10 protein-coding genes are annotated in these 12013 nt (G+C 41.6%); 8 read left to right on the forward strand and 2 right to left on the reverse strand.

The annotated features are described in order from the left end of the window. The first annotated feature begins 37 nt into the window (after nucleotides 1–37). From FTD44_RS10400 to FTD44_RS10415, 4 genes are all read left to right on the forward strand, one after another. Complete coding sequence (locus tag FTD44_RS10400; RefSeq protein WP_222166386.1) at nucleotides 38–286, forward strand: type B 50S ribosomal protein L31; 249 nt, start codon at nucleotides 38–40, stop codon at nucleotides 284–286. Nucleotides 287–371: 85 nt separating this feature from the next. After that, nucleotides 372–1043: a hypothetical protein gene (locus FTD44_RS10405; protein WP_222166387.1), complete on the forward strand. Its 672-nt coding sequence runs from the start codon at nucleotides 372–374 to the stop codon at nucleotides 1041–1043. 9 nt (nucleotides 1044–1052) lie between these two features. Next, nucleotides 1053–3182, forward strand: a complete 2130-nt coding sequence (locus FTD44_RS10410; RefSeq protein WP_222166388.1) for a hypothetical protein — start codon at nucleotides 1053–1055, stop codon at nucleotides 3180–3182. After that, a complete protein-coding gene (locus FTD44_RS10415; protein ID WP_222166389.1) occupies nucleotides 3176–4474 on the forward strand; it encodes a hypothetical protein in 1299 nt (432 codons plus the stop codon). Before FTD44_RS10410 ends, FTD44_RS10415 begins: the two co-directional genes overlap by 7 nt. Here FTD44_RS10415 and FTD44_RS10420 read toward each other — a convergent pair. Next, nucleotides 4471–5217: a menaquinone biosynthetic enzyme MqnA/MqnD family protein gene (locus FTD44_RS10420; RefSeq protein WP_222166390.1), complete on the reverse strand. Its 747-nt coding sequence runs from the start codon at nucleotides 5215–5217 to the stop codon at nucleotides 4471–4473. The genes FTD44_RS10415 and FTD44_RS10420 overlap by 4 nt on opposite strands. Before the next feature lie 55 nt (nucleotides 5218–5272). Between FTD44_RS10420 and rnhA the strand changes: the two genes are divergently transcribed. Then, complete coding sequence (gene rnhA, locus FTD44_RS10425) at nucleotides 5273–5737, forward strand: ribonuclease HI (protein WP_222166391.1); 465 nt, start codon at nucleotides 5273–5275, stop codon at nucleotides 5735–5737. A 76-nt stretch (nucleotides 5738–5813) separates the two neighbouring features. Here the strand turns inward: rnhA and FTD44_RS10430 are convergent, their stop codons facing one another. Beyond that, the gene (locus tag FTD44_RS10430; protein WP_222166392.1) at nucleotides 5814–7820 is read right to left on the reverse strand and encodes a putative porin; all 2007 of its coding nucleotides are present in this window, start codon (nucleotides 7818–7820) and stop codon (nucleotides 5814–5816) included. A gap of 253 nt (nucleotides 7821–8073) precedes the next feature. On the opposite strand from FTD44_RS10430, the gene FTD44_RS10435 reads away from it, so the two are divergent. The 3 genes from FTD44_RS10435 to FTD44_RS10445 all read left to right on the forward strand — a co-directional run bounded on the left by FTD44_RS10435 (nucleotide 8074) and on the right by FTD44_RS10445 (nucleotide 12009). Then, nucleotides 8074–9525, forward strand: a complete 1452-nt coding sequence (locus tag FTD44_RS10435; RefSeq protein ID WP_222166393.1) for an acyl-CoA dehydrogenase family protein — start codon at nucleotides 8074–8076, stop codon at nucleotides 9523–9525. Nucleotides 9526–9931: 406 nt separating this feature from the next. Continuing rightward, complete coding sequence (locus FTD44_RS10440) at nucleotides 9932–10555, forward strand: Crp/Fnr family transcriptional regulator (protein ID WP_129021507.1); 624 nt, start codon at nucleotides 9932–9934, stop codon at nucleotides 10553–10555. Nucleotides 10556–10746: 191 nt separating this feature from the next. After that, on the forward strand, nucleotides 10747–12009 hold the full coding sequence (locus FTD44_RS10445) for an aminotransferase class I/II-fold pyridoxal phosphate-dependent enzyme (protein WP_129021506.1): 1263 nt from the start codon (nucleotides 10747–10749) through the stop codon (nucleotides 12007–12009). Nucleotides 12010–12013: the final 4 nt, after the last annotated feature.

The following is a 12013-nucleotide window of genomic DNA, read 5'->3' on the forward strand; positions in this document are numbered from 1 at the left end:
TGTATGGCTAGAAACCATACGCTAAATAAAAAATAAAATGAAAAAAGGTACACATCCGGAAAATTATCGTTTCGTAGTCTTCAAAGATATGTCTAACGAGTCTACTTTCTTAACTAAATCAACTACTCATACTACTGAGACAATTACTTGGGAAGATGGTAAAGAATATCCGTTGATCAAAGTTGAGATCTCTAATACTTCTCACCCTTTCTACACTGGTAAATCAGTATTCGTAGATACAGCGGGTCGTATCGAAAAATTCAAAAAACGTTACGAGAAGAAATAATTCAATATTTTTTGCAAAACTGCGGCCGAAAAACGGCCGCAGTTTTTTTATGGGCTATATTTGCCATCGCAAATAACTTTACTTCATGAGAAAAATTATACAACTGGCGCTCATTGTTTTATGCAGCATCATGTTCAGTTCCTGTTTTGAAACCGTTGAAGAGATTAACCTGAATAGTGATGGTAGCGGCCGCATGATCCTTACCCTGAATGTATCGCAGAGCAAGGCTAAGGTAGCCTCGCTGATGAAACTGAAAACAGTAAACGGATACAAAGTGCCCAGCCAGCAGGAAATTGTGGCCGAACTGAATAAAACCGCTGCAGCCTTAAGAAATATGCCGGGCATCAGCAATGTGAAAACCACTAATGATTTCTCTAATTACATTTTTACTGTCTCCTTCGACTTCAAAGAGGTATCTAATATCAATACCGCTTCAACAAAGATCCTGCAGCAGTATAAAATACCGGCATACAACATAGCCCGTTACCAGTATAACAAAGCGGCCAAAACATTTATCAAAACATACCAGCTGAACCCGGAAACGAAGAAGCAATATATGGACCTGAAACAGGAAGATAAAGAAGTGTTTAAGAATGCACTGTATACCTCTGTATACAGATTTGATGCACCGGTAAAAGCTCAGACCAATAAAGAAGCCAAGCTATCCGGGTCTAAAAAAGCAGTTATGTTTCGTACCGCCATTACCAATATTGTCAACTACGGAACCTCCGTTAATAATACTATCATTTTACAATAATATCCCATCATGAAAAAGATTACCTACCTGATTGCAATGGGTGCCTTACTGCCCATCGCAGCCAACGCACAACAAAACGAAATACCTGCCCCGAAAAGAGCTGATTATGTTGTAGAGATCAACCTTCCCTATATATTTTCACAGACAGATATACATCATATTGATCAGTCGGAGAGTGCCCGTTCTCTATACGAAGCCCTGTTCGATCTGAATCATAATTATGAATCAGACAAGGATATCACTCAGTCCGGTATCGACCATCAGCGCAAAGCTTATATGCACTTTGTGATGACGGACAGTGTAAACTATGAAGTGCGCCTGTTACCGATTGCCAATGTAGATCTGTTCAAAAAAGTAATGGATGTAAACGAGCGCAAGCAGTCTAAAGAAATAAACGGTGGCCGTATCTTCTTTATTAAAGACAGCGATAAAAGATTGTTTATAGCCAACTCTGGTGCATACGGTATCTTAATTGATGGAAGTGAGCGCTACAGAGCATTTGAGGATAGTGTACGTGCAGCCCGTTATGGTATTACGCCGGTTGAGTACAGTGATTACTATCTGAATGAAGACGAAGAGGTGACAGAAGCCACAGCAGTAGAGATCGCTCCACCACCACCGCCGCCACCTGTAGTACCGAAAAACAAAAAGAAACAAGGTGCCAAGACTGAAATGACAAAGGTTGTGGAAATTGCCCCACCTCCGCCACCACCACCGTCAAAAGTAGCAATAGTAACTTATGAAGGAAGTAAGGAAGAAGAGGCAGCAGAAGCTGTTGAAGCCGCTGCAGTGGCCGCATATGAGGATGCTGCAGCCGTAGCTGTAGCAGTAGATTCAGCTGCACCATATCCTATGGAAGCGCCTATGGTTATCGAAAGCCCGGTAGCGTACAGCAGTAACTTTGACCAGGAGCGCTATAATGCAGACCGCGAAGTATATGAGCGCAAAGTAGATTCTGTAATGAATATCTGGCAGGAACAGTTCCTGGAAAATATGGTTATGGCCAATACAGGTACATACCAGCAGCTGAACTATTTCAAAGACCTGGAGCGTCCTAAAGCGAATAGTGCTTTTACTGTTTATATGAATGCTTCTGCCTCTCCGGTTACCTCCTGGATGGGATACTTTTACGGAGTAAACAGCTGGTTCAGAGAGCAGCATCAGGAACAGAAAACCAGTGAGGATAACTGGGTAATGTTGCAGCTTAATTTTGAAAGCAATGCCGTTAAAGTAAACGCGGTAACCCATACCGATGAACGCAACGGAAAACGCATCAGCCGTATTTATAAACGCAAACTGAATCCGAAATTTGCCCGCTACATTAACAGCAGCAATGATATTGGTGTACTGGCTATGGCCTTCAATACACAGAATTACCTGGAAGAAATGCCGGGTATTGTAAAGGATGCCTTCAACCAGCTAAACACTTACGGAAGCCAGGAAGCAACCCTGCTGGCCGATGTATTCAGCCTGGTGGTCGATGAAAAAGCTATTGGCAAAGCCATCAGCGGTGATGCTGCTTTTGTGTTTACCAACATCAAGAAGAAGTCATACAAGACGATAGAATATATCTGGGATGAGGAAACTTATGCCTCTACAGAAAAAGAAGTGGAGCGCCAGGAGAACTTACCGAACTTCCTGCTGATGTTTACCACAAAAGATGATAATATATTCCATAAACTGCTGGACTATGCTACTGAAAAGAACCTGATGGTCCTGGAAAACGGGATTTATAAAATCAGTGATAAGAAAAGCTACGATCCATTTGATTACTACTGCCTGATCAAAGACGGTATTGTATTCATCGGTACCGATGCCGCAGAAATGCAGGCCATCAAAGACGGCGCACAACGTGGCGGACTGACCAAAGCAGACAAGCGTTTACTGATGAAGCACAATGGATCGGGATGGTTCTATGCCAATAAACTGGTAGATAAGATCATGGAGGAAGAAGATGGTTCTATGCGTAAACTGCGCATGAATAAACTACTGAATAATGTAGGACAGATGCAGTTTGCCACAGAGAAAAACAAGAAAGGACGTGTAGAGGCCAATTATATCCTGAACATTCCGAATCAGCGTACAAACTCTCTGGAATACCTGATCTATTTACTGGATGATATGAGAAAGGCATGGTAAAAAAGATTGTCATTTCCATTCTGGTTATTGCGGTATTGATTGCGGTAAGTGTATGGGGATTTATGTATTATAAACGGACACAGTCCTTTAATATTGCCGTCCCCACAACTGCGGTAAATGCCGTGCGTATTAATGTAGAACAGATCGGAATAGATCTCTTGCTTTCCGGAGGTGCTGAAACATCCGGACAAAAGAAAAGTGGGGAAAAGGAAAAATACGGATTGGAATTACCGTTTAATGTATTCCTGTTCGGACTTAAGGATATGCCTTCAGGTTTTATGCTGAGCCGCTGGGAAATCAGTAATAATGGCGATTTTCAGGCTTTTCTGAAAACCAGCTTTGATTACAGTAATGGCGTTTTTGTACATAAAAGCAAACTATTCTGTTGCATCTATAATGAAAAGACTGTTATCCTGATGACGAGCACCCGGCCGGATGAGAAAATGATGGCCGCAGCAAAAGCATATTTGTCTGGATTAAATACAGTTGCTTTAGCAGATAATAGCAAATGGAACAACTTGCGTAGTGCAACTGATGATATATCAATTGCCGGGGATATGGGCAGTGGATACCTTAATTTTGAAAAAGGACGTATCCGTACACACTGGACGGATACAGATACCACAAAACGCAATACTGTCATCGCTGCGCCACAGGATAAGGCACTGGCCCTGCATTCTGGTGCTAATTTGGTAGCCGACCTGTCCGGTCTGCTCAAAGAACGTACCGATAGTGTGCATTGGGACCGGTTACAAACGGTATTTAGTAAAGGTTATACCCTGTATATCAAGGGGACAGAAAGCCAGCAGGAATCTGTAGTGACCTACGATTTTGATGATAATTTTGAAAAGGTTGCGAAGGTAAGTGTACATCAAAAGCAAGTGCCCGGCGTATACCTGCACACCACATTGGCCAGCCCGGAAAGCCTTACCATACTGCAACAGGAATCGGTAATTACTCCGCCGGATAGCATTTCTAAAAACATATTCCCTTTATTTGGCTTGCAATATGCCGTACATAATGGAGAACAATTTCTGGTGAGCAGTAACATTTCCGCTGCAGATCTTAAACCGGAAACCGTTACCGATGGGGGATTGTATTTGTCCTTATGGTGTAATGTAGACCAGTTGCGCAGTTTGCCTGTCTTTTCCGATGCAGCAGTTTACCTGAAGCCTTTTAAAACGCTGCAACTACAAGGCCGTAAAAACGGAAGTAAAAATAATTATGATGTAGAACTGATCTTTACCGATCAGCAAAAATATGCCTTAAAACAAGTACTGGACTTGTTTTAAGGCATTTCCTTTAAGTATTGAAGAAATAACTCCAATCCTTTACGTTTATTATCATCCAGCTGATAGCGGATATTTTGTCTATAATAGGTATCCAGGCTATATTCCGGGAATGGATTTGCCGCGATCACCTCATCAATATGCTGCAGTCCCAAAGCATTTGCTTCACTGAACTCACGGATGAAATCTTCAGGAAGCGCCTTGTTGGCAATCCATGCCGCAAATACGAAGTCATAGCCGGTAAAGGCTTTCCAATGTTCTGCAAGGTCATAGATATAAGGGAAGTGGTGATTGGCTTTTAAGGCACGATCACCGATAATAACTGCTGCTGTAGTACCTTGTACATGATCGATAAAATCTTCAGGTGCAGGTAGTATGACCACATCTTTTTTCCAGTGATGTTTTAATAAAATCTCTGCCAGTTTTACAGAAGTACGGGATTGGTAATCCATATAGATCTGTTCTACCTCTTCCAGCGGGCAATGACTGTAAATACATACCGAGGCAACCGGGCCGTCTGCAGCAATACAATAGTCGGTAACGATCTGTGCATCAGGGATAGTCAGGATAGCGGCAGTAGACACAAGGCCTATATCTGTAGTGTCGTTCTGTAATTGGGCAGCAATTTGCGAAGGGTAGGCAACATTCAGGTCTATGCGGGATAAGACAGGGTGGCGTTCAATGCCATATAATAGCGGTTTTGTATTCAGATAGCTTACCGCAGTAACTTTTATGTTCCGATTCAAAATTGTACTTTTGCCGCCAAAATTACCTTTAATTTACTAAACGCAACGCTTTAATTTGTCATTAATCATCTACACAGACGGCGCATCCAGAGGCAACCCGGGCAGGGGAGGATACGGTATTATTCTCCAATGGGGTTCAGTCAAAAAAGAACTGTCACAAGGCTATCGCCTGACCACCAATAATCGCATGGAATTACTCGCGGTGATTGTAGCCATGGAGGTGCTTACCCGTCCCGGCCTGCAGATCATGGTCTATTCCGATTCTAAATATGTGATTGACTCCGTTGAAAAAGGCTGGGTATTCGGCTGGGAGAAAAAAGGCTTTGAAGGAAAGAAAAACCCGGATCTGTGGCAGCGTTTTTTGAAGCTGTACCGTAAACATGAGGTAAGGTTCCATTGGGTAAAAGGCCATGCCGATAATCCATACAACAACCGCTGTGATGTATTGGCTACAACCGCTGCCGATGGCGGAAACCTGCTGGTAGATGCAGTATATGAACAGGAGTTTTATGCAAAATAAACATCAATTTATTATTATAATAGAAGAGCCGGGCATATGCCCGGCTCTTCTATTATAATAATATTTCTTATTCACGTTAGTTCATCATAACCCAGTTGAATCCCAGGCGCAGGTATACATTCGGAGCCGGATAGCCCGGTGCCTGCATTACATTCTTAGTCCAGAACAGTTGCTGCAGCTGGTCTCCGGTAACAAAAGCCCTCAGTCGTTTTACTTTGAAATTAAAGAAAGCCGATAACTCCGGTCTGTTGTTGATCAGTATATTATCCTGATAGTAGAACTGGTTGTAGAAAGGGCTGTAGCCATCGGCATAATATGCGGTATGGTATCTGCCTTCAAGCCCCAGGTAAGCATCCAGTCTTCCTTTAAAGATGGGTAGTTTATACGCCAGCTGATGGCGCAGCATCAAAACAGGTACATGTACCGGTGCATTGTTGGTAGCCTGCTGCCATACTGCTTCATTGTCCAGGTCAAACGCTCCGAAGGTAAATCGCTTACGGGCCGATAACTGCAGGATAGAAAATGCAGGACTGTATTGCTCAAAATGCTGATCACTGTTCAGGAAAATATAGTTCGAGATCAGTTGATTACTCAGATTTACATCCAGCTTCCAGCGGTCGATCAGCAATCTGCCGTATACCTTTGTTGTCGTTTGTTTATCGAAGGAGTTATTTAATTCAAAAAAATTGGTCCTGAATTTTTGGGTATAGTATGCAGGATCGTTGATTGATTGCATAGCGCCCAGAGTGATTTGCCCCAAATTGAGGAATCGCTTGGATAAAGTCCCCGAAACATTCAAATTGCCCGCTGATTGCCCCAGGAAGAAAAAACTTGCATTGGCCAGGTAGGTCCATTGCTCAGGTTTTAAGGCCTCTTTTCCGATCTGTCCGAATAAATAGACGTTGTCGAAATTGAACAGAGAGTCTTTGATGTTCGGAATGTATGCAATCGTACGGAAAAAATCTTTACGATAGCCAATACCAGCTTCTATCTTCACTTGCTGGCTGTCCTTGCCCAGAAAGGTGTTGAGCGAAAATTTATTGTCAAGGCTAGTCCAGTTCTGAATTGACTTCAGGGTATCAGATACCTTAAAACTAAAATTGCCGGCATACAGGTAATTTACAGAATCAGGACTACCATCAATAAATTGGTGACGGGTATGATCCAGGCTGATGACATGTTTAATAGAGAATCGCGGGGTGAAGCTGTAGGTCACCTTTGTGGAGTCATTATTGTAGATTGAGTCCTTTTTTCCCCAGGCATAGCTGTTCTCCAGAAAAAAAAGATTGTTCCGCTGACGATTGTAGACATCGGATCTTGTTGCTGCAATGCCTTGATTATCAAACCTTACTGGAATGCTAATGCGATTCCTGTATAATGGCTCAGTTAAAAAACTGTCATTTCGGATGCCGCCGTTCTCATCTTGTTTGAAATTGTTAAATATTATACCGAATTTTGTGCGCAGCCGTTCATTCTGACTTTTATAGTTGGTGCTGAAGAAACCATTAAATCCCGAAGTGCGTTGCAGGTTGAAAAAACCATCAGACACGTTATTCGCCAGTTTAAAGGTAAAGTTCCAGCGGGGATTAATGTTTTGTGTGTGCATCAGCTCAACCCATTGCAGTTGTTTGCTGCCCAGCATAAAAGAGAATGAAGTGTATGGTCGGGTAGTGTGAATGAAAGGGAGGCTGTCGATTGTGTATTTATACACATCCCATCCATTATAACCAAGGTACATTCCCGGACGGGTATTTGTGGTAAACATCAGATTTCTGGCTGTTGTACCCCAGTTGCCAAGGTCTTTGTACCACACCGGTTGCGTATACTGATTGCGATGAAAAAATAATAAGGAACTGTCGAAATAATGCGGCACTTCACTATTATAATATGTATATTGTATACGGGCAGGCGCTTCGTCCCAGTCCGTGTTCTTTTTCTTCTGTAGTGCCGTATCTTTGGCCGCCTGTGCAAACGGGTTTGCCTCAGCGGTGCTGGTCGTGGGGCTGATTTGGGCCCGGAGTGGAGTATAGGAAAGAGAACAGGCGAAAAACAGTAATAGAGAAACGTACAGTCTTAAAGTCATGGTTGGGCACAAATTCTGTTAAACCAATTGGTTTGAAGGGCAAAGCTAAGTTAATTACGGTATTTATTAAGTAAATATTGTATGGGAACAAATATAATATTAGCGATTATATGTCCCGGCTGGCACGAGGTTTGAGGGTATAATAAATAAAATAAAGAATGAAATTAGTATTTTGTTAACCTAGGTTAACGGAATTCAACGAAACACGGTATATTTTTACGATAATAATTAAGTAGTATAATTTGAAAATTATATGGGCTCTTCATCGGTTACTATAGATAAGCATCATACTCAAGAAACGGTTACCTTTCTTCACACGATAGAATCTATAATGCAAACGCATTATAGGTCTAATACATTTCCGAATGAAGCATTTCCACGTGAAGACTGGAAAAGGCTGACGGACAATGGTTTGCTGCTTTCTATGATCCCGGTTGAATATGGAGGAAGAGACAGTCACGAAGAGATCTGCGCATTGATTGAAATAATGGCAAAATATAATCTGCCATTAAGCATGTATACAATGATTATAACATTACTGTTCATCAGGAATGTTGCTAAATACGGATCTCAGGAGCTTAAAGACGAAGTATTACCTTTATTCAGTACCGAGGCATTAGTTGGCGGCTTTGCACTTACAGAGCCACACTGCGGCTCTAACCTGTCCCGTATGTGTACGGTATATCGCCAGGAGGCAGACGGCAGGTATCATATTACCGGTCAGAAACACTGGCAGGCATTCAGTCTCAGTGCAGACTGGTGGCTGATTGCCGCTAAAAATGCAGAGAATAATAACGAATTCGGTTATTTTATCGTCAAGCGCAGCGAGGGATTCAGAAATGTTGAAGAATATAATGCATTAGGACTTAAAGCGATTGATTATGGTCGTAATGAGATCGATGCATATGTACCGGCTTATCGCCGTCTGAATGTATCTGCAGAACGCCTTGACGGAGCAATAGATATGCTCTGTGCTTCACGCCTTAGTATGTGCGCTATGTCCAGCGGCTTTATTGGCCGTATATATGAGGAAGCCACAGAAAGAGCGGCACAGCGTAAAATCGGTAACGGTGCGCTGCAGGATATCGCTTATGTACAATATCGTTTGAAGCTGATCGGATCCGGTAAAACAATATCACAGGCTTTACTTTCATTTGTAAGCCGTTATAATGATTTCCGTAATGTACTTACGGAGAATTTTTTCGAGGCGCAGGCGATCAAAGCACTATCTACAGATAAGATGCTGGAAGGAGCCTTGAACTATCAGCAGATATGCGGTGGAGATGGTTATCGTTATAATGCTCCGAATAACAGTGCAGCATATGCGCTCCTGGACAGCAGGGTGTATACTGTCTTCGACGGAACCAACGATTTACTGTACCAGCAGATTACGGAGTATTGCCTGAAGCTAAGTGAAGGTATTCCGGTATCCCGTTTCCTGGCTACTTATGATAAGACCCGTTTCGGATTGAAACATGCCAATTTTGATCTTTCCATTTTAGATAAAAACGAAAATCAGGCGCAAAAAGTATTTAACGGACAGATAATTGCCCGTATATTTGGTCTTAATTGCCTGAACGATGTCATGCAATTAGACGAGGTTCAACGTCCGTTCGAATATGATGAATATATCAATGCAGTATCTTTCCTGATCGCTGACATAAAGAAGATTATCATGGAATCGGAATGTTTCAGCCGCATTTAGCAGAAAAGAAAGAAAAAAATAATTTTTTTTCAATCTGTTAACCTAAGTTAAATAAATTGTTGAAACAGTTATTTATCTTTGTTGTAGAATTAAGTTAAAGAGGTAGCTGAAAAGCAAGTGTAGCCTGACTTTGAATGATGAAACTTAATTCCCATAAATTTGTACTCTTCATACAGCTCATATTTAAATCTGTAAAGAAAGCCCCTTTTTAGGGGCTTTATGATTTTATACAAGGGCTATTATTTCTATATCATTATAAACGATGCCGTTAACTTAAAAGTTTTTGTTATCTTAGTCAAATTTTCACACCCTTTCAGGTAAATAAAAGGGTAAAATTTACTGGCTAAAGATTGTTTTTTTGGTTTGGAGGTGTGATTGTAATTTTGCAAATAATATCAACTTGTGTATGGAACTAGAGTTTGTGGCCTTAGCCAACTACTTAGAAAATCATTTAAAACTGAGCAAAGAAGATGTAGCACTTTCTTTACCCTACTGGAAGAAGTTCTCTTATAAAAAAGGAGAATATTTTAACCAGTACGGAAATGTTTGTCAACACTTGGGCTTTATAGTATCCGGAATTTTCCGTACATACTATATTGATGACAACCTTAAAGAAAATACTGTATTTATCTATACTCCAAACGAATTCGTAACCGCTTTCCGCAGTATGGTGCAACGCATACCCTGTATCTATTATGTACAGGCGCTGGTGCCTTCTTATATTGTGAGCATCCACATCAATGACCTGGAGTCACTCTACAGTAAATCAAAAGGATGGGAAAGAGTAGGACGTGCGATTGCGGAGGATGCGTTTTATAAATTACTGAACCGCATGGAAAACCTGGTTTTCCTGAATGCAGAAGATCGGTACAAGCAATTCCTGGAGAATTTCCCTGATTTGCCGGACCTGATTCCGCAATATCATATTGCTTCCTTCCTTGGTATTGAGAATCCTTCACTCAGCCGTATCAAAAACAGGCTTAAGACCGTAGGTACTAAAGTTGCCAATGGAGACCAGGAGGAAAATTAATTCATAAATAAGTATTGAAATTATTAATTGTCATTAATGCTCCCAGGCCGGGAGCATTAATGATTTAGATTCAAATATTTATATACTTGGGTTAACAATTATGCGTATAAATGTGAAACTTATCTTGCAATTAGGTTAATTATATCACAATAAAAGGATTACTTTTATCATACACTAATAAATTTTGGGGTATGAACGTGAAAAGTACATTCGAAAACGCGTCCTTTAAGGACTTTGAGAATATTCCGGGTATGGGAATATTTGAGCGGGCTAAAGAGCTTAATGCCTTTCTTTTATACTTGAAAGAAAACAACAGGCATCATTACAGGAAGATCAATTATGATATGTCGGGGCCAATGGTAAGGCATATTGGACCTGATGGAAAAGAAAAGGAATTGCTCAATCTTGTGAGCAACGATTACCTTGGCTTTTCGCAACACCCGGCCGTAAAGAAGGCTGCTATCGATAGTATTCAGCAATATGGAACGGGCGCCGGATCTTCTCCGCTTATCGGTGGTCATTATGATTATCATGAAGAACTGGAGCGAAAGCTATGTCATTTCTTTGGTCGTCCGGAAGGCTGCTCTCTTGTATTTACCACTGGCTATACTGCTAATAGTGCCACTTTACAGGCGCTCTTGCAGAAAGAGGATATTGCGATTATGGATATGGCAGTGCATGCCAGTGTGTATGAGGGGTGTTTGCTGACCAATACCAAGCGCTTTCTGCATAATAACCTGGAGATGCTGGAGATGGCATTGAAAGATGCACAGTTCAAATATCGGAATAAACTGGTAATCATTGACGGTATATATTCGCAGGACGGGGATATGGCACATGTGCGGGAGATCCTGCAGCTATGCAGACAATATGGTGCTTTGCTGATGCTGGATGATGCACATGGTATCGGTGTAATCGGAGCAAACGGAAGAGGAGTGCTGGAACATCTGGACCTCCTGCAGGAGATAGATATCATTACCGGAACACTGAGTAAGTCTTTTGGTAATATTGGTGGATTTGTGATCTCTTCTCCGGAAATGATCGCCTTCCTGCAGTATCAGTCGCGGCAATATGCATTCTCTGCGGCAGCGACACCGGCTATAAGTGGTGTAGTAAAGGCACTGGAACTATTTGATGAGGAGCCTATATGGCGTCATCGACTGAGAGAGAACATTGAATATTTTAAAAAAGGACTGACTGATATGGGATTGGATGTGGGTAATACCTGCTCAGCCATTATCCCGGTAAAAATAGGCGATCCGCATAAAACAGGGCAGGTGGGAAAGATGCTTCTGGAGTTTGGAATATATGCCAATCCTATACTTTATCCTGCCGTGTCTAAGAAGGATGCCCGTATACGAATGAGTTTAATGGCTACACATAATTGTGAACAATTAGGTAAAGCCCTTGAAGCATTTGAATTTATAAATAAAAAGTTGGAACTTGCAAATTGAAAGG

This window comes from Edaphocola aurantiacus (genome assembly GCF_019797745.1).
Taxonomy (GTDB): domain Bacteria; phylum Bacteroidota; class Bacteroidia; order Chitinophagales; family Chitinophagaceae; genus Edaphocola; species Edaphocola aurantiacus.